Genomic DNA, 24,529 nt, shown 5'->3' on the forward strand with positions numbered 1-24,529 from the left:
ATCATAGACAGCAGAAACCTATATCCATTCATTAGATTATAAGAAGTTTACTGCCACAGCGTATTTCGCCTTGTTTCGCATTGAGATCTTGATAACTCAGGTAATTATCTCAACTTTTTTCATCACACAATATTCGGGATGTTCTATAGTTTTCTTTGCTGGCAGCTTGTTTTTTTATACACAAAATGACAGTAAACAGACGTAAAAACACAAGCATTCACGCACATAATGAAACATTGGCTATTAATTTGATTTTATTATCCCAGATCAAAAACCTAAGTTCTCGATTACTTACTATCATGCGGCCAATGACTTACCCACAGGGTTATTGAAAATTATCAACATTCACGCCTGTATGACAGTAAAACCATGGATATCAACCCCGGCAAAAGGGCTGCCGACGCAAGTGGGAATACAGAGTTAATTTACTTTTAGGAGAGGCGTTAAATGCCAACACATACCCCCCATGAGCACCATGCTCCCATTACACCGGAGAAAGCATGGTATCAGTATGATATCGAAGAAACTCTTCAGCATTTAAACAGCCAGCCTGAAGGGCTGAGTGAGCAAGAAGCTGCCGCGCGCCTGGCAAAATTCGGCCCGAATGCGTTGCCTGAAAAGGCGGGGAAAAGCGCCTTCATACGCTTTATTGCCCATTTCAAAGACGTGCTGATTTATATCCTGCTGGCCGCCGCCTTTCTTAAGGCCGTAATGGGCCACTGGATCGATACCGTAGTGATTCTTGGCGTGGCCGTCATCAACGCCCTGATCGGCTTCGTACAGGAAAACAGCGCGGAGAAATCGCTGAAAGGCATTCGGAATATGCTTTCCAGCCAGGCGATTGTGGTGCGTGACGGGATTAACCATACGGTGAATGCCGAAGATCTGGTGCCCGGCGATATGGTGTTGCTGCGCCCTGGTGACAAAATCCCCGCCGACCTGCGGCTGCTGGAATCGCACAACCTGCAAGTGGAAGAAGCGATCCTGACCGGCGAATCGACCGTCGTCTCCAAGCAAACCGATGCCATCAATGAAGAAGTGATGATTGGCGATCGCACCAACCTGCTGTTCTCCGGCACCACCATCAGCGCCGGGAATGCCAAAGGCGTGGTGATCGCCACCGGCGGCCACACCGAGCTCGGCCACATCAGCGAGATGATTTCCACCGTTGAAACCCAGCGCACGCCGCTGCTGCAACAGATGGATCGTCTGGGTAAAGGGATCTTTATTCTGATCCTGGTGATGATGGTGCTGCTGGGTCTGTTTGCCTTAGCGCTGCGCGATATGCCGATCGGTGAACTGCTGCTGGCATTAATCAGCCTGGCTGTGGCTTCGGTACCGGAAGGTTTACCGGCCATTATCTCGATCATCCTGTCGCTGGGCGTACAGGCGATGGCGCGCAACCGTGCCATTATCCGCAAATTGCCGACGGTAGAAACCCTGGGTTCGATGACGGTGATCTGCTCGGACAAAACTGGCACCCTGACCATGAACGAAATGACGGCGAAAAACGTCATCATGGCCGACCATGCCTTCCGCGTAGAAGGCGAAAGCTACCAGCCCACCGGCGGCATTTTCTTCGCCGACAGCGACAAACAGGCGCGAGTGCAGGATATTCCCGCGCTGGCACAGTTCATTACCGCCATCACCCTGTGTAACGACAGCCAAGTGAAGCAGGATGACAGCGGCCGCTGGATCATCACCGGCAGCCCGACCGAAGGTGCACTGAAAGTGTTGGCGATGAAAGCCGAACTGGCGATTGGTGAAACCCGTCAACTAGCGAAAATCCCGTTCGACTCCAGCTACAAATATATGGCGGTGCGCAGCCAGGTGGCTGGCAAAAATCAGGTGTTCCTCACCGGTGCCCCTGATGTGCTGTTCTCGCTGTGCGAGTTGGAGCTGACCGAATCCGGCATCAAACCGTTCCGCCGCGACTACTGGGAAAAAGAGATGTCGCGCTTTGCTGAGCAGGGCTTGCGCATGGTAGCTGCCGCCAGCAAAACCACGCCAGATGAAGAGGTGGAACTGGATCATGACGATATCCGCCAGCAGATGGTGTTTATCGGCATCGCCGGGGTGATGGATCCGCCTCGCCCTGAAGCGATTGCGGCGATCGCCGAATGCCAGCAGGCCGGTATCCGCGTGAAAATGATCACTGGCGACCACCAGACAACCGCCATGGCCATCGGTGCCATGCTCGGTATCGGTAACAGTCAGGATTCCATTACCGGCAACCAGTTGGAGCACATGGATGATAAGGCGCTGGCAGAAGCCGCCGTGCATTACGACATCTTTGCCCGCACCAGCCCGGAACACAAACTGCGCCTGGTGAAAGCCTTGCAGAACAAGGGTGAAGTGGTCGGCATGACCGGCGATGGCGTTAACGACGCGCCAGCGCTGAAACAGGCCGATGTCGGTATCGCCATGGGGATCAAAGGCACCGAGGTCACCAAAGAAGCCGCAGACATGGTATTGACCGACGATAACTTCGCCACCATTGCCAGCGCGGTGAAAGAAGGCCGCCGAGTGTATGACAACCTGAAGAAAACCATCCTGTTTGTGCTCCCCACCAACCTGGCGCAGGGTTTGCTGATCATCATCGCCATTCTGGCCGGTGCGATACTGCCATTAACCCCGATCCAGATCCTGTGGATGAACATGGCCACCTCCACCACCCTGTCGTTCGGCCTGGCATATGAACCGGCTGAAAAAGGGCTGATGCACCGCAAACCGCGCGTACCGGGTAGCCACGTACTGGATCTGCACGCCATCTGGCGTATTGCCTTTGTCGGTATTCTGATCGCCATCAGCGCCTTCATACTGGAAGCCTGGATGGCACCACGCGGCTACAGCAGCGAGTTCATTCGTACCGTGCTGCTGCAAACGCTGGTGACCGCGCAGTGGGTTTATATGTTCAACTGCCGCACCGCCGATCGCTTCCCGCTGAACCGTCAGGTGTTTATGAACAAAGGCCTGTGGCTGGTGAGCGGCGTGCTGCTGCTGTTGCAGATGGCCATCATCTATCTGCCATTCATGAACTCGCTGTTTGGCACCGCACCGCTGCCGCTGTTCTATTGGGGCATCACGCTGCTGATTGCTATTGCCCTGTTCCTGATTGTGGAAGTTGAGAAGTGGGTTATCGTCCGCATCAGGGCGAACTGCAAAAAAGCGGCCTAATCCCTGCATAAATTTATCCCCAGCGCCCGGCAAACCTGCCGGGCGTTTTTCTTTATCAGCGGCAAATTCCCCTGCCACGCGCATTAACGGGTATACTTAGCGATCATCGTGGGGGTCTGGGATCCGTGGTTGAAACGGGCTACACTCGTGCCGCCAGACATCCTATAAAAACTGATAGAGAGGCTCGCAGCAACGTGGCTCAATACGTCTATACCATGCATCGCGTCGGCAAAGTGGTTCCGCCGAAACGTCATATTCTGAAAAACATCTCCCTGAGTTTCTTCCCTGGGGCCAAAATTGGCGTACTGGGCCTCAACGGCTCCGGTAAATCCACCCTGCTGCGCATTATGGCGGGTATCGATACCGATATCGAAGGGGAAGCGCGCCCACAGCCGGGCATCAAGATTGGCTATCTGCCGCAGGAACCGCAGCTCAACCTGGAACACACCGTTCGCGAATCGGTAGAAGAAGCATTGGCCGAAGTGGTGGGGGCTCTGAAACGCCTTGATGAAGTGTACGCACTGTACGCTGAAGAAGGTGCCGATTTCGACAAGCTGGCCGCTGAGCAGGGCCGCCTGGAAGAGATCATTCAGGCTCACGATGGTCATAACCTCAACACCCAGCTTGAACGCGCCGCCGATGCGCTACGCCTGCCGGAGTGGGATGCCAAAATCGCCAACCTTTCCGGTGGTGAACGCCGCCGCGTTGCGCTGTGCCGCCTGCTGCTGGAAAAACCGGACATGCTGCTGCTGGACGAACCCACCAACCACCTGGATGCAGAATCCGTGGCCTGGCTGGAGCGCTTCCTGCACGACTTCGAAGGCACCGTGGTGGCGATCACCCACGACCGTTACTTCCTCGATAACGTGGCGGGTTGGATCCTTGAGCTGGACCGTGGCGAAGGCATTCCGTGGGAAGGCAACTACTCTTCCTGGCTGGAGCAGAAAGATGCTCGCTTAGCGCAGGAAGCCTCTTCCGAAGCCGCACGCCGCAAGTCGATCGAGAAAGAGCTGGAGTGGGTGCGCCAAGGTGCCAAAGGCCGTCAGTCTAAGGGTAAAGCCCGTCTGGCGCGCTTTGAAGAGCTGAACAGCACCGAATACCAGAAACGTAACGAAACCAACGAACTGTTTATCCCACCTGGCGCACGCCTGGGCGATAAAGTGGTGGAAGTCAGCAACCTGCGCAAATCCTACGGCGACCGTTTGCTGATCGACGATCTCTCCTTCTCGGTACCGAAGGGCGCGATTGTCGGCATTATCGGCCCGAACGGCGCGGGTAAATCCACGCTGTTCCGCATGATGTCCAATCAGGAACAGCCTGATTCCGGCAGCATTGTGCTAGGTGATACCGTCAAGCTGGCTTCTGTCGATCAGTTCCGCGACAGCATGGATAACTCCAAAACCGTGTGGGAAGAAGTCTCCGGCGGCCAGGACATCATGCGCATCGGCAACACCGAAATGCCAAGCCGTGCCTACGTCGGCCGCTTTAACTTCAAGGGCGTCGATCAGGGCAAACGCGTGGGTGAACTGTCCGGTGGTGAACGCGGCCGCCTGCACTTGGCCAAGCTGCTACAGGTTGGCGGCAACGTGCTGCTGCTCGATGAACCGACCAACGATCTGGATATCGAAACCCTGCGCGCACTGGAAAACGCCCTGCTGGAATTCCCGGGCTGCGCGATGGTGATCTCGCACGACCGTTGGTTCCTTGACCGTATTGCCACCCACATTCTGGATTATCAGGATGAAGGCAAAATTGAATTCTTCGAAGGTAACTTTACCGAATACGAAGAGTACAAGAAGCGCACTCTGGGTGCCGAAGCGCTGGAACCCCGCCGTATCAAGTACAAAAGAGTCACCAAGTAATCCGATTCAGCCCGCATTCTGCGGGCTTTTTCTTATCCCTTAGAGTAAATACCTATTCAAAGGAGCAGCGCCATGTCAATCAAGGCCATTGCCGTCGATCCGCAAAACCCTACCCGCTTTATCGAGATCGCCCCAGAGCAGCCCACGCCGGGCCAGTACGATCTGCTGGTGGAAGTGAAAGCCGTTTCCGTCAATCCGGTGGATACCAAGGTCCATGCAAGTCTACAAAAGAACGGCTTGCAGCAACCACGCATTCTCGGCTGGGATGCCAGCGGCGTAGTGCTGGCAGTCGGCAGCAGCGTGGAAGATTTCAAGCCGGGCGATGAAGTGTGGTACGCCGGGGATATCACCCGCCCAGGCAGCAACAGCACTCAGCAACTGATCGATTCACGCATTACTGCGCACAAGCCGCGCACGCTGAACTGGGCCGAGGCCGCTGCCATGCCGCTGACCGCGCTCACCGCTTGGGAGGCACTGTTTGAACATCTGAAAGTGCAGGATGCCGCCGCGGGTAAAACTCTGCTGATCATCGGTGGGGCCGGTGGCGTGGGTTCACTGGCGATCCCGCTGGCCGCGCAGCGCAGCAAGGTGAAAGTGATTGCTACCGCTTCACGCCCAGAATCTGCCGCCTGGTGCCGCGAGCGCGGTGCTGAATTGGTGGTGAATTACCGCGATCTGAAGGCCAATCTGGCCAAAGAAGGCATTAAGCACGTCGATTATATCCTGTGCCTGAATGATACCGACGGCCACTGGCCAGCCATCAGCGATGTGATCGCCCCGCTCGGCCATATCTGCACCATCGTAGAGAACACCCAACCGCTGGATCAGAACGCGCTTAAGCTGAAAAGCGCCGCGCTGCATTGGGAATTCATGTTTACCCGCAGCATGTACACCACGCCGGATATCGCCCAGCAGGGGGAAATCCTCAAGCAAATGGCGCAACTGCTGGATGCTGGGAAATTGACGACCACGCTGAGCGAAACGCTGCATGGTCTGACGGTGGAAACGCTGGCCGCCGCACACGCCAAGCTGCTGGAAGGCCATATGCAGGGTAAGTTAGTGATTGTTTACTGATAACGTCAGGGCGCAGACCGCTGCGCCCTCATCCTTCAGCGCGACAGAGGTGAAACCCCCACCAATCGGCTGGCATCCGCCGCCAGCAGTTGCTTAACCAGCTTAACGCAGTGCAGGAAACGTTCTTCATAATCGCTGGATTCTACGTGTACATACTCGATGTTGTTGGCGTACAGCATCTCTTCCAGCAGGTGCTGAAACGCTTTGCGATCGACCGAACTCCCTAAGCTACGCAAACCATCGGCTACCCACGGCGTATTGTTCTCCAGCAGGATCACCAGATCGAAACGGTACTCGTCGATCAACGCCTGCACAAACGGATGCTCGCGCCCTTCGTATTTTTTGCAGAACGCCTGAGTGGTAACAAAATCGGTGTCGATAAACGCCACTTTGTTGGCATATTTCACCGCAAAATCCACGTACTGCGCCTGCCCGAGCGCGATCTTGTCGTAATCGGAATACTGTAGCGCCATTTCGTCGCCACCCAGATGGGAGAACACGTAGTCACGGCCATATTCCCAGGCGCTGGTGGTGTTGAAGATATTCGCCAGCTTGTTCACCAGCGTCGATTTGCCGCTGGATTCACCGCCCAAAATCGCCACGGTACGCACAAAGAACGGCTTTACTTCGGTCGGGATATAGTCCCAATAGCGGAACGGATCCTGGCGGATCTGGCGGCCGCTGATGTTCATAAAGGAGCGTTCCGGGTCCACCAGAATAGTTTCGATATCCAGATGTTCGCGGTAGCGCGGCGCATCCTGCTCTTCGCTGGAATAGATAAAGCTCGGCACGATGCCCTTCTGCTCCATGAAGTTCTTCATCCCGTTGCTCCAGACCCCCCAACCGTGCGGATAAGGTTCAATGCCCTTTTCGTCGAAGGAGTGGATATGGATGTTTTTCTGGTATTTGAAGGTTTGCAGCAGCCAACGCAGGCGATCGCTGACCGTCGGTTGCTGTGACATCGAGCTGTTCTCGAACAGTTCGCGATCGCGCGGTTCGTCATGGCACAGGATCACATGCAGCTCGTCCACCTGGCTGCAAGCACGCTGGATCAGGTAGATATGGCCGGTGTGCAGCGGGTAAAATTTACCAAACACTACACCGACTTTTTTCTCGCGGCGCGGGAACTCCAACCCCAGAAAACGGTGTACGGCTTCCAGCTTCTGCGCACTTGGGCTTTTGATTTTATCGTTCAACAGTTGGCTGAGATAGCCCTTGGTCATGCTGCTGGCATCGGCCACCTGTTGTAAGGTACAGCCTTTTTGCTTAATCGCCGCTTTTAGGTAATCAAATTGCCGCATAACCCCTCCTGTTTAATATGCTAAACAAAATAGCATATTATGCCCGCTGTTGGACACTGCTAAAGCTCATCCAGAATGGTCAAGGCATCCGCCAACTTCTTCACGCCAAACACCTGCATATTGGCTGGTGGCTTTTTCGGTACGTTGGCATGCGGCACAATGGCGCGCTTGAAGCCATGTTTCGCTGCTTCGGAGATACGCTCCTGGCCACTTGGCACCGGGCGGATTTCCCCCGCCAGCCCGACTTCGCCAAACACCACCAGATCGTCAGGCAGCGGGCGATCGCGGAAACTGGACACCAGCGCCAGCAACAACGCCAAATCGGCGCTGGTTTCGCTGACCTTCACCCCGCCCACCACGTTGACGAATACGTCCTGATCGGACATCTGCAAACCGCCGTGGCGGTGCAACACTGCCAGCAGGATCGCTAAACGGTTCTGCTCCAACCCCACCGCTACGCGGCGCGGGTTGGCCATCATTGAGTGATCCACCAGCGCCTGAATCTCAACCAGCAGCGGGCGCGTGCCTTCCCACACCACCATCACCGAACTGCCGGAGGTGACCTCATCGCCACGGCTGAGGAAGATGGCAGAAGGGTTGCTGACTTCACGCAGGCCCTGTTCGGTCATGGCAAATACGCCCAGCTCATTCACCGCGCCGAAGCGGTTTTTATGGCTGCGCAAAGTGCGGAAGCGGGAATCGGCATCGCCGTCGAGCAGCACCGAGCAGTCGATACAGTGTTCCAGCACTTTCGGCCCGGCCAGAGAACCGTCTTTAGTGACATGGCCGACCATCACGATCGCCACGCCGCGCGTTTTGGCAAAGCGCGTCAGGTAAGCGGCGGTTTCACGCACCTGCGCCACGCTGCCGGGCGAAGACTGGATATCCGCCATATGCATCACCTGGATCGAGTCAATCACCATCAGCCTTGGCTGTTCCTGCTCGGCGATCAGGCAAATTTGTTCGATGCTGGTTTCCGACAGCATATTCAGGCCGCCGGTCGGCAAGCCCAAGCGGTGAGCGCGCATCGCCACCTGTTGCAGCGATTCCTCACCGGTGACGTACAGGGTTTTCATCTGTTCAGAAAGCTTGCACAGCACTTGCAGCAGCAGCGTACTTTTCCCCGCGCCGGGGTTACCGCCGATCAGAATGGCACTGCCCGGCACCACGCCGCCGCCCAGCACGCGGTCAAACTCGAGGAAACCGGTGGAAAAACGCGGCAACTCTTCCAGGCTGATGTCCGACAGCTTCTGCACCCGACTAACACCCGCATCGCCCGCATAACCGCTGAAGCGCTCAGTGCGGGCAGAAGATGAAGACACCGCAGCCAGGCGCACTTCTGTAATGGTGTTCCAGGCATTGCAAGCGCTGCACTGCCCCTGCCAGCGCGGATAATCGGCACCGCATTCATTACAGACAAACGCCCGTTTTGCTGCTTTAGCCACGGTTACCTCACCTCATGTTTCAGGCTGCCGGTGAGCACACAGAGTACCCCCAGCAGATCGGCATGGCGAATCGACACCTGTGCCTTTTCATACACTTTAGGCTTGGCGTGGTAGGCAATGCCCAGCCCCGCTACCTGCATCATTTTCAGATCGTTGGCACCGTCGCCGATCGCCACGGTCTGCTGCGGCGGAATGCCCAGTTTCTCTGCCAGCTTCACCAGCACGTCGGCTTTATATTGTGCATCCACCACCGGCCCCAGCACTTCGCCGGTCAATTTACCATCGCGGATTTCCAGTTCGTTGGCCGCGACCGCCACCAGTTTCAGCTTGTCGCGCAGGTATTCGGCGTAATAGGTAAAACCGCCGGAGGCGATAGCCACATGCCAGTCCAGCGCCTGCAATTTGCACACTAAGCTGGTCAGCCCCGGCATCAGCGGCAGTTCATCACGCACCTGTTTCAGGATATTGGCATCGGCCCCTTTCAGCGTACCGACGCGCTGCCGCAGGCTGGCGGTAAAATCAAGCTCACCGCGCATCGCACGCTCGGTGACTTCGGCCACCTGCTCGCCCACCCCGGCCAGTTTGGCGATTTCGTCAATGCATTCAATCTGGATCGCCGTGGAATCCATATCCATCACCAGCAGGCCCGGCGTACGCAAATGCGGGATCTTGCCGAGCGGTGCTACATCTAGCCCGTTCTCGGCGGCCAGCAGCTTGGCGCGCGCAGACAGCGTGCCCGCCAGACGCACCACCTGATAATCCTCGACATTCCAGGCGGTGACGATCACCATCGCCGCCCCGAGCTTGCGCTGGAACTGGGTAATGCGCTCTTTATCCAGTTTTCTGCCATATAATAGCCAACCGGTATGGCCCGCTCGATAATCCAGCGGCATGACTTCGTCACCGCTCAGCGAAAGGGGAAGACCCGGCCATTGAGAGATCTCGGCAGGGAGATCGCAATAGGTCAGACTATTCGACATCATTGACTCCTGAAAAACTGCAGCTTGAAAGACGACGGGTAAAGCTATCCTATCGCCCTTGCTTCTGGCAACATAAAGCGTCCAAAAGACCAAGGAAGCCGCATGGCTAAAGCTAAACTGAAATTCCGCCTGCACCGCACCGCTATTATCCTGATTTGCCTGACTTTGCTCGTAATGCTGATGCAAGGTGCCTCTTATTTTAGCCTGAGCCACCAAATGGCGCGATCGGAACAGGTGGAACAACTGGCACAAACGTTAACCAAACAGGTGGCTTTTAGCCTGGCTCCGCTGCTGGATGATGACGGTGATATCGACAACCAGCGCATTGACAGCATTCTGCAACAGCTCACCGACCACAGCAGGATCCTCGACGCCAGCGTCTATCAGTTAGACGGCACGCTGGTGGCCCATTCCGGTGAACAGATCAGCGTGCGCGATCGCCTATCGCTCGACGGCAAGCGCGCGGGCAGCTATTTCAACCATCAGCTTGTCGAGTCGATTCAGGGCAAAGATGGCCCCATCGGTTTTATCCGCGTCACGCTCGATACCCACGTGCTGGGCACCGAATCCAAACAGGTGGATAACACCACCAACCTGCTGCGCCTGATGATCCTGCTGGCATTGGCCATCGGCATTATTTTAGCCCGTACGTTACTGCAAGGCCGCCGCAGCCGCTGGCAACAGTCACCGTACCTGCTGACGGCTAATACACCGCTGGCAGAAAGCGACGACGACAAGCCCGAAGAACCAGAAGAAGCGAAAAAGGACTGAGCTAAGGGCCTGTCTGTATACCTGATATAGAAACCGCTCGACCTGCAATCAACAGCGGTTTTCAACCCACATTATTTGAAACTAAGTAGAGAAACGTCCAATTATCGCGTCGATAAAAACACCGTTATAAAAACGCCCAACAAACCTTCGTTTGTTGGGCGTTGCTCAAAATGCACTTTTCAGAAAAAGCGGGAGATTAAAGCAGCTTGAACTTTTCTAGCGTCGCTTTTACTTCCTTTCTTAATCCAGTCTCGTCCAGCTCATAATCTGCACGATCGGAATCAGGATTATAAATTTCGGCCACCATGAATAACTCCTCACCGCAATTCAAAGTATTTTTCTCCTGATCTTTAACTCCGTATAGATCTCTTCTTACAGCGCATATATCTTCAGAAAACTGAAGAGCCGTTACTTTTGAATTCAAAAAAGCCTTAGCTAATTCAATTATTGCCATCTTGTTCATAAATCACCTGTCTCCAAATAGATTCTGCCATTATCCGCGTCAGGGTTTATTTTCCATCCTGATAAGAATTTCTCATCAGCTTTAAGAATCACAACATTCATTGTCTTCGTATTAAAATACACTTTAGAACCTTTTTCCCGTCGGTATGTGCCTCTCTCAACGGTTCCCGTATCTGCCAAATGAGCTTCAATGGCATCACGATACTTAGTCAAGGTTTCACGGTTTTTCTTCGTGTCATTGATACCAAAATCGATGGCATGCTTAAACTTCTTATCCAATTGTTTACGAGTAAAACGCCCAGAGTCAAGCGGTTCACTCAGCAACACATAAATCGGCTCAACACCACTTCCCGTGGCGTCAGGCTGCCAATAGATGAAGTCCCGAATTTCTTTGAGATCATCAACCGGGATAGGGGTTGTAACGATACTGTCCACCTGTCTTATCGTTGTGCCGGTATGCGTGGGTATGACCGGTACCGGTGAACTGTTGCCAGTATGGGGTGGCGCTGCTGGCCCAACCGGAACCGGGTTAATCAGGATGGTGGTTATCGGTTCCCCTGCCAATGTCGGCAAGGTGATTTTATCCAGCCCGGTTTTCACATCACGAACCGCCCTCAGCACTGGTACGTTCGCGGATACAATCTAAACCGCAATCACGAAAACGCCCAACAAACACTCGTTTGTTGGGCGTTACTCAAAATGCACCTACCAGAAAGCGGTGAGCTTTTATTCGATACCGTATTTTTTCTCGGTCACAAATTTTGGCTCTTTCCAGTTCGAGCCTTTTTTATAGCCACCTTTCCCATTAGATGATATATCCCCTTTTTCTCGCATACTTTTCACTAATGCAATCAGTTCAATGTTTGATATGCGTTTATTACCATGCATAGTGCAATATCCATCTAACTGAGGATGAGATATACCGTTTTCTTTTCGTCCTGACAAAAATAAAACTATGTCCCGGATTTGTTCATTTTCAAACATAGGTTTAAAATCAATCATATATCACCTCTAAATTTATTCCTCACCAGCTTTTAATGCTTCTGGCGTGTATAGCAGAGAGCGTTCGCTACTTAATTTGTAGTCTTCCAACGTCGCTGTATGAGTATTATTCCACGTAGCACCATCGTCATCAGGTGATACACCATCAGGAACACCCACTGTCCTATAACGCTCCAGTTCCCTCATTTCATGAGTATAAAAACGCTTGTCGGTATCGGTTGCCTGCAGTTCACCTTTCAGGATTTTTTCCAGACGATCGATCATCACCTTATTTTCGGGTGATTCACCAAACCGGCCAGTATGCAATTTAACCTTATCCACACCTGCACGGTCAATCTTAGCCCCTTTCCAATCCAGATTCTGGATCGGACCGCCTGCTTTGTCCGTATTGTAGTCACGCCCGCTATGTTCGCCCTTGGCGTTGGTTTCCCCATAAGGACGACTCAGCAACACATAAATCGGCTCAACACCGCTTCCCGTGGCATCTGGCTGCCAAAGGATGAAATCCCGAATTTCTTTGAGATCATCAACCGGGATAGGGGTTGTAACGATACTGTCCACCTGTCTTATCGTTGTACCGGTATGCGTGGGTATGACCGGTACCGGTGAACTGTTGCCGGTATGAGGTGGCGCTGCTGGCCCAACCGGAACCGGGTTAATCAGGATGGTGGTTATCGGTTCCCCTGCCACGGTTGGCAGCGTGACTTTATCCAGCCCGGTTTTCACATCACGTACCGCCCTCAGCACTGGTACGTTCGCGGATACAATCTAAACCGCAATCACGAAAACGCCCAACAAACACTCGTTTGTTGGGCGTTACTCAAAATGCACCTACCAGAAAGCGGTGAGCTGTTATTCGATACCGTATTTTTTCTCGGTTACGAATTTTGGTGCTTTCCAGTTCGGGCCTTTTTTATATCCAGACCCATAGGTTCTAGCAGAAAAAATCTGGCCACTATCCTCAAGTCGCTTTGTCTCTTCAATTAACTTTATGTTATATGCATCATATTTTTCAGCAGCTTTATGTCTGCCAAAAAATCTATCCATAGATGGATACGCTATACCGTCATCTCCGCGGCCAACCAAAAATAAAACAACATCCCCCATTGCCTCATTTTTGACCATCAAATCAAAATCAATCATTTTTACACCTCAATATTTATTTCTGTGAATTAAGCGCCTCTGGCGTATATAAGAGATTATCATCAGAAGACAACTTATAATCCTCTAACGTTGCCGTATGAGTATTATTCCATACTTCAGCATCATTTTTTGGAACTTCACCGTCTTTAACTCCAAGATTCCTATAACGTTCTAGCTCCCTCATTTCATGAGTATAAAAACGCTTGTCGGTATCGGTTGCCTGCAGTTCACCTTTCAGGATTTTTTCCAGACGATCGATCATCACCTTATTTTCGGGTGATTCACCAAACCGCCCAGCATGCAATTTAACCTTATCCACACCTGCACGGTCAATCTTAGCCCCTTTCCAATCCAGATTCTGGATCGGACCGCCTGCTTTGTCCGTATTGTAGTCACGCCCGCTATGTTCGCCCTTGGCGTTGGTTTCCCCATAAGGACGACTCAGCAACACATAAATCGGCTCAACACCGCTTCCCGTGGCGTCAGGCTGCCAATAGATGAAGTCCCGAATTTCTTTGAGATCATCAACCGGGATAGGGGTTGTAACGATACTGTCCACCTGTCTTATCGTTGTACCGGTATGCGTGGGTATGACCGGTACCGGTGAACTGTTGCCGGTATGAGGTGGCGCTGCTGGCCCAACCGGAACCGGGTTAATCAGGATGGTGGTTATCGGTTCCCCTGCCACGGTTGGCAGCGTGACTTTATCCAGCCCGGTTTTCACATCACGTACCGCCCTCAACACCGGCACGTTCGCAGAGACACCGTTTACCCCCGTTTTAACCAGGCTGACATACTGGCGGCCATTCTCCGTCACCAGCAAACCCCGTACAGGTAAGTTGACCGAGGTCATTTCAGGCTGAATGCTGACTTTGCCAGCAGCAAACAGTTGAGCCTGAGCAGCAAACATGCCAATGTCACGGCCAGGAACCCTGTCACTACCTTCACCGACTTTTGTTGGCCAGAATCCTACCACAAGAGCACCGACTGTTGATCCGACCATGCTCACCGTGGCTATTCTGCTCAACTCTACGGCTCCTCGCCATAACGCACCGGCTATCGAGCCCGCACCTTCACTGGTCGTAGTCAGAATACCCTCAGCGATAGTTGATAATTGTAGCATCCCTGAGGCACGATTCAGTATCATCCTTCCCGCAGCAGTCAAAGCAGCTTGAGCCGATTTAACCATTTCCGACGTATAGATCGGCGTGGGGTTCACACCTGCTACCAGCATCAGTGCTGCGAGTTTCGCTCGGGCTTCTGCTTCCGCTTTTGCCTTGGTTTCTGCTTCGGCTTTCGCTCGGGCCTCTGCTTCAGCTTTTGCCCTGGCTTCTGCTTCGGCTTTTGCCTTAGTTTCTCTTTCACTTTTTACTTGATTAACTATTGTCGTTAGCGTGTTCGATTTTGACACAACATCATTAATAATGATGGCGATATTATCTAATGACGCGAGTAAACGCTGTTTGGCATTAAACTCTTCTACTCGAGGTTTTACCGAGTATTCTTCCCAATATCGACGGGACACCTGGTCCATATACTTTGTCAATAAAAGGTCATAATCAGCTGGCGAAACATTAGTTAGGCCTAATTTAGGTATTGCTTCTTTTAGTGCTCTCTCAGCCGCATCGTGTTTTTGAGTAACAAGATTTTCAGACAGTTGAAGGTCATTATTAGCATCTTGTAAACCTTTAATTGCTGCGTCAAGGAGATTTCCAGCACTTGATACTCTGCTATCATCACCTGTTTGTGTATTAATCATTCCTTGTAAAGACGATATTGCTCGCCCAATAATCTGCGTTACAGGTTCAACGATAAGTTTTTTTGCCGCTGCAATCTGGTCATCAAACATCTTTTGCAGTTGAGTTAATTCACTGTAATAAGTATATTTAGGACCTTGCCCAGGAATATACTCTACATTATATCTGCCTTGTAAATGCACCGGTGTTACACTGAACGGCAGTACAGATACATACAGACCACCATTTGCTGGTGGTGCTGAAGGAACCGTCCCTGTAGGAGGGGTTGGCCCATTAGTAACAGTTATAATAACATGCCCTGTTGAATCATAGGGCATACCATTTTTATAATAAGCAACAGGTGTCGTCATTACTTTATCCTTGTAATCAGAGCCATGTTTTCCTGGTTTTAAAAATTCAATAAAAACATGGCTGATATCAGAAAATATCGGGTTTACCCGCTTTTTATTGGAGTCTAACTTTCCAGCGCTGCTAACCGAGATTCCAGTTCACGTCGGTCTTCAATCCTGGCTGCGCGCTCTTCCTTTAACGCTTCAATCAGAAGTGCCACGACGCCATTGATATTGATCCCCCGAGCATCCTTCAGAGTACTGCCGTCATTCAGTTTCAGCTCCGTTGTGGTCACGGACTGAGGCAATACGTTTTCTATTTCCTGAGCGATAACACCGGCTTCTGGTACCCCCTGCTTCAGGTAGGTATACCCGTTGATTTTTCCCAGCTTCTCCAGCGCACTATCGATCTTCACAATTTCAGTTTTCATACGGGCATCGGAGCTGCTGAGCCAAGCGCCGTTGGTGTAAGCATTACCGTTATTGCGGAATTCATACCAACCCTCTCCGCCACCATTGGAGACCTGAAGCGCCACAAGGTGGTGATTCCCAACTCGTTCAATATGGGAGAAACTGGCGGACAGATTTCCGGCCCCCTGAAGTTGTAACCCGTTGGTGATCCGTAATGTGTTGTTATCCAGTACCTGGTTTCCTGTTGCCACAATCCATCCATTGGCATTACGCTTAACCAACTGCCCTGCCGACAGTTCACTGTTTGCTTTTACCTGAATTTCATTCCAACGCCCCGATAAATCACGGTAGGAAAGTAACCCCGTGTCCTCTTTTCCTGGAATAATACGGGAGCCCATCATCATCGTGGTGGTCACATTGCCACTGGTAAAATTCGTATGGATGGCAGGTACGTTATATGTCTGACCATTAATAAGAGAGGCTGGGCCGGTAGTCGCCGCAGCAATACCGTCGTTATGGGATACCATCGCCCCGCCTGCAATATCAACGCCATTACGCAGGGATACCCTGCCGGTGGAGAGATTGAAAGAGAAGGGCCGCAAGCCGTTCCACTGCCCGTCCTGTGCCTGACCGCTTGGTGTGGTCAGAGCATAAAAATCTTGCCCATCGTTACGCAGGATCACGCCGGTATTTCCGTATGCCAGACGAAAACCGTTTGGTGTTTTCGATACAACTTCACCGTCACTGATGACGCGCTTACGCAACGTGGACAGTGATTTCAGCTCCGTAATATCGTCATTCATACCGTTCAGCACTTGAGCATTTTTCTTTTCTTCAGCCATGGTTATTTTCCTTTTTTTACAGCCTATTTTCTGACGGTTAACAGCGTTCGTAGTCCCAGAGTTCACACTTGTTCTGCTGTCAAACCAGTAAAACACACAGCAACAACTGTATGCATGAACAGCATTTTATTCATGTATGAGAAAAGTATCGATTGAGGTTTGTTGTGTGGTGGCTAATACAAAAATGGAGAGAGATTTGCAGGGTTATCAGAAATACCACGGTAATAAAAACAACTTCAGGCCGCAAAACTTGCAAACAATGTGGGCTGTCAAAGATGGAGGATTGCAGGTTAGGTCGTTTTCTATTGCAGGTTGCTAGAATGACTCACTGCGTTCGCCCTTACGGGCGTTCAAAAGCTAAAACCTTTGTCCGAGCACTACCCAGGGCTAAAATGGCAAGTGAAAGGATAGGCTTTAAGCCAAACGCTGAATGCGTTCATTCAGCGTTTGGATCTGCATTTGCATTTGTGTGGCGATGGTGCGGAATGGCTTGCCGATCTGCGGGTGTTGCGCCGTGCGTTGCCAGAACTCCAACGCCATCAGCTCTGCTTGCCGCCAAACTGCGCCGCTGACTTCATTGCTCAAGCCGATCTCCAACGCATCTTGCCGCATATTGCCGCTATTGGCGGGCGCAAACGCCATTGGCAACATGTCATACAGCGGTGCCAGCTCCACGGGCCGCTGCTGCGGGCGCAGAAACGACAGATTCCCCTGATGCATATCGCTGTTGGCGATCAACCGACCAAACGCCCAATACAGGGCGATTTTCTGGTAAGTATGAGGATTGATGATCCCTTGCTGTAATAGCCATTCAGCCGCCGCGACCCAGTTAGCGCCACCGCTGCCGCTGAATTCGGCATCCAGAGCCTCCAGCGAAACCATGGCGACGCGGCCATACTCACCAACGCGATCAAAACGCTCAAGCTCCAAAAAGCACTGCCGGTTCTCACCAAACAGCACGTTGACGGGTGCAGCAGGCAACCCGGCCTCCGCCACCACCTGCAACGCTAATGACTCGGCGATCAGTAAATCACTCCAGCGTTGGGCAATGATATTCTCCGGCGCGGCGCTAAATTTCACCAGTACATGACCACAACGTGCGCCTGCCAGTTCGGCATAAACGATAAACTTGGGTTGCTCACCACCGGCGGAAGATCCGATCAGTTCTCCCGCCAACGCCTGTGCAGAAAGAGCAGCGTAATGAGCGGCTTTGTCCGCCAACGGAACCGGGTTCTCAGCATCGCGCGTCAGCCAGCGTTGATAGCTGCCCGCCCCCGGCAACAGATCGCCACTCATATCCTCACCATAGTGGCAAAGCGCCTGCAAACGCTGATCTTCATTCCATCGCAGGACATCTTCCGGCAGCCGGAGTTGCCGGGCAGCGGCTTTGCCCCAGGCACGGCCAAGAAAACCTATCGGACGCAGATCGTTCAGATACCAAGGCAAGCCCTCATACAGTTGCCATTCACCGCTTTGCTCATTGCGCACTGCGCAACTGTCCGCTGGATACACGGGATAGAGCGTGGCAAACCCATGCGCCTTACCCAATTCATCGATACGGTACAGCGGGAAGTGCGACTCACCGCTGACATCACGCCTTAGCGCATAGCGCGTCGCCCGGCCTTTACCGATGGTCAGCACCGCCCCCGCCAAAGCGCGGATCCGGCGCGATAGCGTGGGCTGGCTGATGCCCAGTGCGCCGGTAAGCTCCTGGGCCGTGGCCGGGCTATGACGCAAGATTTGTTCGACAGTGCTCATCGCTGAATAGAGTAGTGAATAGATGGGTGAATAAAGTAATAGCGCTAATTAGCGGAAAGGTAAAGGATTAGTAAGATAGGCTTGCGGAGAGATGAATAGATTAGTGAAGGGGCGCAGCGTCCTGCGCCCACAAGGTATTTACGCTTTGTCGCCCAGCAACACGGATTCCAGCGCGATCACGATCATGTCGTTAAAGGTGGTCTGGCGCTCTGCGGCGGTGGTGGCTTCGTGACGCAGAATGTGATCGGACACGGTGCAAATGGTCAGCGCTTTACAACCGAACTCTTCGTACAGCTCTGCGGCCACGCCGTAGATGCCCGCCGCTTCCATTTCCACACCCAGAATGCCGTACTTCTTCATCACCTGGAACATATCTGGATCTGGCGTATAGAACAGTTCGGCAGAGAAAATATTGCCCACGCGCGCCGGGATGCCCTGCGCCGCCGCCGCATCCACCGCGTTACGCACCATGTCGAAATCAGCAATCGCGGCATAGTCGTGATCTTTAAAACGCATACGGTTCACTTTGGAATCGGTGCAAGCACCCATACCGATCACCACGTCACGCAGTTTGATATCATCACGCACCGCACCGCAGGAGCCGACGCGAATGATTTTCTTCACGCCGAATTCGGCGATCAGTTCACGCGCATAGATGGAACAGGACGGGATGCCCATGCCGTGGCCCATCACCGAGATTTTGCGGCCTTTGTAGGTGCCGGTGAAACCCAGCATGCCGCGCACGTTGTTCACTTCCACCGCCCCTTCCAGGAAGGTTTCAGCGATGTATTTTGCCCGCAGCGGATCGCCCGGCATCAGCACCACGTCAGCGAAATCACCCATCTCAGCATTAATATGTGGCGTAGCCATAATCTCTTCCCTCAATTCTTATTAAAAAGTCTTAAAATAGGGTTTTGCCATAATCCATCGGCGACAGGCCAAAATAGCTGGCGACGGTCTGGCCGATGTCGGCGAAAGTTTCACGGTGCCCCAGCGAACCCGGCTTCACTTTCGGGCCATATACCAGCACCGGGATGTGTTCGCGGGTGTGATCGGTGCCCGCCCAAGTCGGGTCGCAACCATGATCGGCGGTAAAGATGATGATGTCGTCACCCGTAACGCGCTCCAGCAGTTCCGGCAAGCGGCGATCGAACAACTCCAGCGCAGCGGCATAACCGGCCACGTCGCGGCGGTGGCCGTAAGATGAGTCGAAATCAACGAAGTTGGTGAACACGATGGTGTTATCACCGGCTTTTTCCATTTCGCTCAGCGTGGCATCGAACAGCGCATCGATGCCGTTGGCCTTCACTTTCTGGGTAATACCGACGTTGGCATAGATATCGGCAATCTTGCCGATAGAAACCACTTCACCGCCTTTTTCATCCACCAGCTTCTTCAGCACGGTTGGGGCCGGGGGCTCCACCGCCAGATCGTGGCGGTTACCAGTGCGCTGGAAGTTACCCGGCTTGTCACCGAGGAACGGGCGCGCAATCACGCGGCCGATGTTGTAGCCGCCTTCGGTCAACTCTTCGCGGGCGATTTCACACAGTTCGTACAGGCGATCCAGACCAAAGGTTTCTTCGTGACAGGCGATCTGGAATACCGAATCCGCCGAGGTGTAGAAGATCGGCTTGCCGGTTTTCATGTGCTCTTCGCCCAGTTGATCGAGGATCACCGTGCCAGAAGAGTGGCAGTTGCCGAGATAGCCCGGTAGGTTGGCGCGCGCCACCAGCTTGTCCAGCAGTTCCTGTGGGAAGCTGTTGTGCTCATCCTTGAAATAGCCCCACTCGAACAGCACCGGGACACCGGCGATCTCCCAGTGGCCGGACGGCGTATCTTTACCGGAAGAAAGCTCGCTGGCATAGCCGTAAGCACCGATGATCTCAGCGTTTGGGTCCAATCCTACCGGGAAGTTGCCGGTAGATTCTTGCGCCGCTTTGCCCAAGCCCAGGCGGCTCAGGTTTGGCAGCGTCAGCGGGCCGCTGCGGCCTACGTTGGCTTCACCACGCGCACAGGCTGCCGCGATATGGCCAAGGGTATCGGAACCTTCGTCACCAAAGCGTTTGGCGTCGGCGCTGGCGCCAATACCGAATGAGTCCAGTACCATAATATAGGTGCGTTTCATTCTGTTCTCCTGCTGTGGGCGGCAGCGAAAAAACCGCTACCGCTCCTGATTCTTTAAAAATCGCGGTTATTGCGTGATGCGCTGATATACCACCGGCGTGGTTGCCGGGGCTTTATCGCCCATCGCTATTGCACTGCGCACCGCATCTGCTGCCTGTTGCCAACTCTCTTCATCGTTGGCGTGGATCAGCGCCAGCGGGCGCTGCGTACCCACGGCATCTCCCAAGCGCGCCATCTCCGCCAGGCCGACGCTGTAGTCGATATTGTCGGTAGCGCGGCGGCGGCCACCGCCCAACGCCACTACCGCCATGCCCAGCGCGCGGGTATCCATCGCGGTGATGATGCCCGGCTTTTCGGCATAGACGGGTTTACTCAAGGTGGCCGTTGGCAAGTAGCTGTCGTAACGCTCCACAAAGTCCACCGGCCCCTGTTGTGCCGCCACCATGCGGCCAAACACTTCCGCCGCTTTGCCGTTGTCCAATACCGTTTGCAGTTTGGCGCGGGCATCTGCGTCATCGGCTGCCAAGCCGCCGGAAAGCAGCATTTCCACGCACAGCGCCATGGTGACTTCCAACAGGCGCGGGTTGCGGTATTCACCGGTCAGGAAGCGCACCGCTTCACGCACTTCCAGCGCGTTACCTGCGCTGGAGGCCAGCACCTGGTTCATGTCGGTCAGCAACGCGGTGGTTTTACACCCCGCACCGTTGGCTACGCCGACGATCGCCTGCGCCAGATCTTGCGAAAGCTGATGAGTCGGCATAAAGGCACCAGAACCCACTTTGACATCCATCACTAACGCATCCAGCCCTTCCGCCAGTTTCTTCGCCAGAATAGAGGCGGTGATCAGCGGGATGGAGTCGACGGTAGCGGTAATGTCTCGCGTGGCGTAAAAACGCTTATCCGCCGGAGCCAGCGAACTGGTTTGGCCGATAATCGCCACGCCGACGTCTTTGATAATTTTACGGAATGCGTTGTCATCAGGGAAAATATTGAAGCCCGGAATGGCCTCCAGCTTATCCAACGTGCCGCCGGTGTGGCCTAAACCACGGCCGGAAATCATCGGCACGTAGCCACCACAGGCCGCCACCATCGGGCCGAGCATCAGCGAAGTCACATCGCCCACGCCGCCGGTGGAATGTTTATCGACAATCGGGCCGTTCAGCGCCAGGCTTTTCCAATCAAGCACCGTGCCGGAATCGCGCATCGCCATGGTGAGCGCCACGCGCTCCGCCATGTTCATGTCGTGGAAGTAAATGGTCATCGCCAACGCGGCGATCTGCCCTTCGGAAACCACATTGTCACGCACCCCATTGATGAAGAAGCGGATTTCCGCTTCGCTCAACGGCTGGCCGTCACGTTTTTTACGGATTATTTCTTGCGCCAGGAACAAGGCATCCCCCTGCTTGAGCTATTTAATTTCACCGCGCCAACGCGCAATCAGTAACCGTTGCCAGCGGCTTGGGCGCTATGCCCCAGCGTCGTCAGCAGGCTGGCCAACAGGCTCGAGGCACCGAAGCGGAAATGGCGCGCGTCGGCCCAACTTTCCCCTAGAATACGCTCGGCAAGTTGCAGATAGTGTTGCGCCTCTTCCGCCGTGCGCACGCCACCGGCAGGCTTAAAGCCCACGGTTTTGCTGACGCCCAGATCGCGGATCACCGTCATCATCAGTTCAGCGCTTTCCAGCGTGGCGTTAACCGGCACTTTACCGGTGGAGGTTTTGATAAAGTCCGCCCCGGCGTTAATGGCAATTTCGGAGGCTTGGCGGATCAGAGCCGCCTGCTTGAGTTCACCGGTTTCGATAATCACTTTCAGCAGGACGTTGGCGGCGGCACAGGCCTGCTTGCACTGTTGCACCAGCTCAAAACCGACTTTGTCATTACCAGCGATCAGGGCGCGATAAGGGAACACCACGTCCACTTCGTCAGCCCCGTAGGCGATCGCCGCGCGAGTTTCTGCCAGCGCGATATCGATGTCATCATTGCCGTGCGGGAAGTTGGTCACGGTCGCAATGCGGATGTCCGGCGTCCCTTGCTCACGCAGCGTTTTGCGCGCGATCGGGATAAAACGCGGATAGATACAGATGGCGGCAGTATGGCCTGCCGGGCTGTTGGCCTGACGACACAGCGCAATCACCTTCTCGTCGGTGTCATCGTCATTCAGCGTGGTTAAATCCATCAGGTTCAGCGCGCGTTGCGCTGCTGCGGTTAGTTCGGTCATAAAACTCTCCAACTTTACTCGTCATACTTCAAGTTGCCTGGGTGTTGGCTGCGCCCGTTCGCACCAGTCACATAGTGGCCTATGCTCCTGGCGACTCTCGGACTGGCCGCCTACATGCAACTCGAATTATTTAGAGTATAAGCACTCAGATGTTGGCGAGCGGACTTGGTTCCTTGAAGATAGCCCGTGAGCAACTCCCTCACGGCGGCAACTGAGATCCTTCTCACCGCATATAGCCCTTCGGTATTGGAACACGATAGCCTTGGCTGGTACGTGCTCCGATTCACATAATATGAAATGTCACTGCAACGAACCGGGATTATATGTGATTTAAATCACAAAATAACGCGACTTTGTTCACAAACTCGTTAAACGGACGGGTAATCAATGGCGGGCGCGCTACAGAATGCCCGTATCAGGAAATCATGCGGTATCCCCCAGCAAAACATGCTGGGGGATGTTTCTAGTTTAGCTTACAGCGCCAAAAAGAACCCGGCGATGGTAGCACTCATCAGGTTAGAAAGCGTACCGGCAGCCACGGCCTTCAGGCCAAAGCGTGCGATATCGTGCCGACGGTTCGGCGCCATGCTGCCCAAGCCACCGAGCAGAATCGCCACGGAAGAGAGGTTGGCAAAGCCGCACAACGCAAAGGAGATAATTGCCTTGGTGTGCTGTGACAGCACCTGCAAGCCGTCGGCGGCAACCACGTCGTCCGGGCGCAGATAAGCACCAAAGTTCATATAGGCTACGAACTCATTGACGATCACCTTCTGGCCGATAAACGAACCGGCCACCATCGCCTCACTCCACGGCACGCCGATCAGGAAGGCGATCGGGGAGAAGACCCACCCCAAGATCAGTTCCAGCGACAGCTGCGGGAAGTTGAACCAGCCACCAATGCCACCCAGCATACCGTTCAGCAAGGCGATCAGGGCGATAAACGCCAGCAGCATCGCGCCCACGTTCATTGCCAGTTGCATCCCCGAAGCCGCACCCGAAGCCGCCGCGTCAATCACGTTGGCCGGGCGATCTTCTGCGGCGATCAGCTTCATCGCGTCGTCTTGGTCGTGGGTTTTCTCGGTTTCCGGCACCATCAGCTTGGCGAACAGCAATCCGCCCGGCGCAGCCATAAAGGATGCGGCGATCAGATACTCCAGCGGCACGCCCATCTGGGCATAGCCCGCCAGCACCGAACCAGCCACCGAAGCCAAACCACCGCACATCACCGCAAACAGTTCAGACTGCGTCATGGTAGCGATATACGGCCGCACCACCAAGGGCGCTTCGGTCTGCCCCACGAAAATATTGGCGGTTGCCGACAGCGATTCGGTGCGCGAGGTGCCCAGCAGTTTCTGCAAGCCGCCACCAAGCACTTTAATCACCAGTTGCATAATGCCCAGATAATAGAGCACTGCGATCAGCGAGGAGAAAAACACGATCACCGGCAGTACGCGCAGCGCGAACACAAAACCGCCGCCGCCAAACACCTCGAACATTTTGTCGGAAACCAGGCCGCCAAAGATGAAAGAGATGCCTTGATTGCCGTAAGCGATGACGTTAGCCACCCCTTCAGACATGCCGCCAAGAATACGGCGGCCCAGCGGTACGTACAGCACCAGCGCGCCAATGGCGATCTGAATGATAAATGCCCCGAGCACGGTACGCAGTTTAATAGCGCGTCGGTTGCTGGAAAGCAGCACAGCAATGGCGATCAGTACCACCATACCGACCAGGCTCATGATGAGTTGCATGTGAGAATATCCCTGTTGCGAAAAAGTAATGCATCCCTGTTCGGTGAACCCGCAGGGGTGCTTAGGAGTCAATAACGGGGCGCAATTATACTGAGCGTGGAGAAATTCGCCTCATTATATGTC

20 protein-coding genes are annotated in these 24,529 nt (G+C 53.8%); 4 read left to right on the top strand and 16 right to left on the bottom strand.

Annotation, left to right across the window (positions count from 1 at the left end; genetic code table 11):
- Positions 1-447: 447 nt before the first annotated feature.
- The 3 genes from ACX9GT_RS21750 to ACX9GT_RS21760 all read left to right on the top strand — a co-directional run bounded on the left by ACX9GT_RS21750 (position 448) and on the right by ACX9GT_RS21760 (position 6,113).
- Positions 448-3,177 carry a cation-transporting P-type ATPase gene (locus tag ACX9GT_RS21750; RefSeq protein ID WP_473188669.1) on the top strand — a complete coding sequence of 910 codons (2,730 nt, stop codon included), beginning with the start codon at positions 448-450 and terminating at the stop codon, positions 3,175-3,177.
- Positions 3,178-3,371: 194 nt separating this feature from the next.
- Complete coding sequence (ettA, locus tag ACX9GT_RS21755) at positions 3,372-5,039, top strand: energy-dependent translational throttle protein EttA (protein ID WP_473188670.1); 1,668 nt, start codon at positions 3,372-3,374, stop codon at positions 5,037-5,039.
- A 72-nt stretch (positions 5,040-5,111) separates the two neighbouring features.
- Positions 5,112-6,113: a zinc-binding alcohol dehydrogenase family protein gene (locus ACX9GT_RS21760; protein WP_473188671.1), complete on the top strand. Its 1,002-nt coding sequence runs from the start codon at positions 5,112-5,114 to the stop codon at positions 6,111-6,113.
- A 35-nt stretch (positions 6,114-6,148) separates the two neighbouring features.
- On the opposite strand, the gene nadR is transcribed toward ACX9GT_RS21760, so the two are convergent.
- Genes nadR through serB form a run of 3 tightly spaced genes read right to left on the bottom strand, consistent with a single transcriptional unit; the run spans position 6,149 to position 9,839 of the window.
- Complete coding sequence (gene nadR, locus ACX9GT_RS21765; RefSeq protein WP_473188672.1) at positions 6,149-7,414, bottom strand: multifunctional transcriptional regulator/nicotinamide-nucleotide adenylyltransferase/ribosylnicotinamide kinase NadR; 1,266 nt, start codon at positions 7,412-7,414, stop codon at positions 6,149-6,151.
- A gap of 59 nt (positions 7,415-7,473) precedes the next feature.
- Positions 7,474-8,859: a DNA repair protein RadA gene (gene radA, locus ACX9GT_RS21770; protein ID WP_473188673.1), complete on the bottom strand. Its 1,386-nt coding sequence runs from the start codon at positions 8,857-8,859 to the stop codon at positions 7,474-7,476.
- A 2-nt stretch (positions 8,860-8,861) separates the two neighbouring features.
- Entirely contained in the window at positions 8,862-9,839 is a 978-nt protein-coding gene (gene serB, locus ACX9GT_RS21775; RefSeq protein ID WP_459402713.1) for a phosphoserine phosphatase, read from the bottom strand.
- A 102-nt stretch (positions 9,840-9,941) separates the two neighbouring features.
- Between serB and ACX9GT_RS21780 the strand changes: the two genes are divergently transcribed.
- Positions 9,942-10,610, top strand: a complete 669-nt coding sequence (locus ACX9GT_RS21780; RefSeq protein WP_459401211.1) for a YtjB family periplasmic protein — start codon at positions 9,942-9,944, stop codon at positions 10,608-10,610.
- Positions 10,611-10,806: 196 nt separating this feature from the next.
- On the opposite strand, the gene ACX9GT_RS21785 is transcribed toward ACX9GT_RS21780, so the two are convergent.
- From ACX9GT_RS21785 to ACX9GT_RS21845, 13 genes are all read right to left on the bottom strand, one after another.
- Complete coding sequence (locus ACX9GT_RS21785) at positions 10,807-11,073, bottom strand: colicin immunity domain-containing protein (protein ID WP_473188674.1); 267 nt, start codon at positions 11,071-11,073, stop codon at positions 10,807-10,809.
- Positions 11,070-11,672: an S-type pyocin domain-containing protein gene (locus ACX9GT_RS21790; protein WP_473188675.1), complete on the bottom strand. Its 603-nt coding sequence runs from the start codon at positions 11,670-11,672 to the stop codon at positions 11,070-11,072. Before ACX9GT_RS21790 ends, ACX9GT_RS21785 begins: the two co-directional genes overlap by 4 nt.
- Positions 11,673-11,798: 126 nt before the next feature.
- On the bottom strand, positions 11,799-12,074 hold the full coding sequence (locus tag ACX9GT_RS21795; RefSeq protein WP_473188676.1) for a hypothetical protein: 276 nt from the start codon (positions 12,072-12,074) through the stop codon (positions 11,799-11,801).
- Between the two features lie 15 nt (positions 12,075-12,089).
- Positions 12,090-12,800 (bottom strand): S-type pyocin domain-containing protein, encoded by a 711-nt coding sequence (locus tag ACX9GT_RS21800; protein WP_473188677.1) that lies wholly within the window; start codon positions 12,798-12,800, stop codon positions 12,090-12,092.
- A 126-nt stretch (positions 12,801-12,926) separates the two neighbouring features.
- Entirely contained in the window at positions 12,927-13,217 is a 291-nt protein-coding gene (locus ACX9GT_RS21805) for a hypothetical protein (protein WP_473188678.1), read from the bottom strand.
- A gap of 16 nt (positions 13,218-13,233) precedes the next feature.
- Positions 13,234-15,324 carry an S-type pyocin domain-containing protein gene (locus ACX9GT_RS21810; RefSeq protein ID WP_473188679.1) on the bottom strand — a complete coding sequence of 697 codons (2,091 nt, stop codon included), beginning with the start codon at positions 15,322-15,324 and terminating at the stop codon, positions 13,234-13,236.
- A 104-nt stretch (positions 15,325-15,428) separates the two neighbouring features.
- On the bottom strand, positions 15,429-16,556 hold the full coding sequence (locus tag ACX9GT_RS21815; RefSeq protein ID WP_473188680.1) for a tail fiber domain-containing protein: 1,128 nt from the start codon (positions 16,554-16,556) through the stop codon (positions 15,429-15,431).
- A 414-nt stretch (positions 16,557-16,970) separates the two neighbouring features.
- Positions 16,971-18,314 (bottom strand): type II toxin-antitoxin system HipA family toxin YjjJ, encoded by a 1,344-nt coding sequence (gene yjjJ / locus ACX9GT_RS21820; RefSeq protein WP_473188681.1) that lies wholly within the window; start codon positions 18,312-18,314, stop codon positions 16,971-16,973.
- Between the two features lie 138 nt (positions 18,315-18,452).
- Positions 18,453-19,184, bottom strand: a complete 732-nt coding sequence (gene deoD / locus ACX9GT_RS21825; protein WP_473188682.1) for a purine-nucleoside phosphorylase — start codon at positions 19,182-19,184, stop codon at positions 18,453-18,455.
- Positions 19,185-19,215: 31 nt separating this feature from the next.
- Positions 19,216-20,439 (bottom strand): phosphopentomutase, encoded by a 1,224-nt coding sequence (gene deoB / locus ACX9GT_RS21830; protein ID WP_473188683.1) that lies wholly within the window; start codon positions 20,437-20,439, stop codon positions 19,216-19,218.
- Positions 20,440-20,505: 66 nt separating this feature from the next.
- Positions 20,506-21,828 (bottom strand): thymidine phosphorylase, encoded by a 1,323-nt coding sequence (deoA, locus tag ACX9GT_RS21835; protein WP_473188684.1) that lies wholly within the window; start codon positions 21,826-21,828, stop codon positions 20,506-20,508.
- A gap of 47 nt (positions 21,829-21,875) precedes the next feature.
- Positions 21,876-22,655 carry a deoxyribose-phosphate aldolase gene (gene deoC / locus ACX9GT_RS21840; protein ID WP_473188685.1) on the bottom strand — a complete coding sequence of 260 codons (780 nt, stop codon included), beginning with the start codon at positions 22,653-22,655 and terminating at the stop codon, positions 21,876-21,878.
- A 473-nt stretch (positions 22,656-23,128) separates the two neighbouring features.
- Positions 23,129-24,406: a NupC/NupG family nucleoside CNT transporter gene (locus ACX9GT_RS21845; RefSeq protein WP_459401206.1), complete on the bottom strand. Its 1,278-nt coding sequence runs from the start codon at positions 24,404-24,406 to the stop codon at positions 23,129-23,131.
- Positions 24,407-24,529 lie beyond the last annotated feature (123 nt).

It is taken from the genome of Serratia sp. YWN4 (genome assembly GCF_055790845.1).

Bases quoted from the DNA above. Each gene is read 5' to 3' on its own strand.
- ACX9GT_RS21780 (WP_459401211.1), top strand. From the start codon at position 9,942: ATGGCTAAAGCTAAACTGAAATTCCGCCTGCACCGCACCGCTATTATC.
- ACX9GT_RS21805 (WP_473188678.1), bottom strand. From the start codon at position 13,217: ATGATTGATTTTGATTTGATGGTCAAAAATGAGGCAATGGGGGATGTT.
- ACX9GT_RS21845 (WP_459401206.1), bottom strand. From the start codon at position 24,406: ATGCAACTCATCATGAGCCTGGTCGGTATGGTGGTACTGATCGCCATT.
- deoB (WP_473188683.1), bottom strand. From the start codon at position 20,439: ATGAAACGCACCTATATTATGGTACTGGACTCATTCGGTATTGGCGCC.
- deoC (WP_473188685.1), bottom strand. From the start codon at position 22,655: ATGACCGAACTAACCGCAGCAGCGCAACGCGCGCTGAACCTGATGGAT.
- yjjJ (WP_473188681.1), bottom strand. From the start codon at position 18,314: ATGAGCACTGTCGAACAAATCTTGCGTCATAGCCCGGCCACGGCCCAG.
- serB (WP_459402713.1), bottom strand. From the start codon at position 9,839: ATGTCGAATAGTCTGACCTATTGCGATCTCCCTGCCGAGATCTCTCAA.
- ACX9GT_RS21760 (WP_473188671.1), top strand. From the start codon at position 5,112: ATGTCAATCAAGGCCATTGCCGTCGATCCGCAAAACCCTACCCGCTTT.
- ACX9GT_RS21785 (WP_473188674.1), bottom strand. From the start codon at position 11,073: ATGAACAAGATGGCAATAATTGAATTAGCTAAGGCTTTTTTGAATTCA.
- ACX9GT_RS21815 (WP_473188680.1), bottom strand. From the start codon at position 16,556: ATGGCTGAAGAAAAGAAAAATGCTCAAGTGCTGAACGGTATGAATGAC.
- ACX9GT_RS21810 (WP_473188679.1), bottom strand. From the start codon at position 15,324: ATGACGACACCTGTTGCTTATTATAAAAATGGTATGCCCTATGATTCA.
- ACX9GT_RS21795 (WP_473188676.1), bottom strand. From the start codon at position 12,074: ATGATTGATTTTAAACCTATGTTTGAAAATGAACAAATCCGGGACATA.
- deoD (WP_473188682.1), bottom strand. From the start codon at position 19,184: ATGGCTACGCCACATATTAATGCTGAGATGGGTGATTTCGCTGACGTG.
- ACX9GT_RS21750 (WP_473188669.1), top strand. From the start codon at position 448: ATGCCAACACATACCCCCCATGAGCACCATGCTCCCATTACACCGGAG.
- nadR (WP_473188672.1), bottom strand. From the start codon at position 7,414: ATGCGGCAATTTGATTACCTAAAAGCGGCGATTAAGCAAAAAGGCTGT.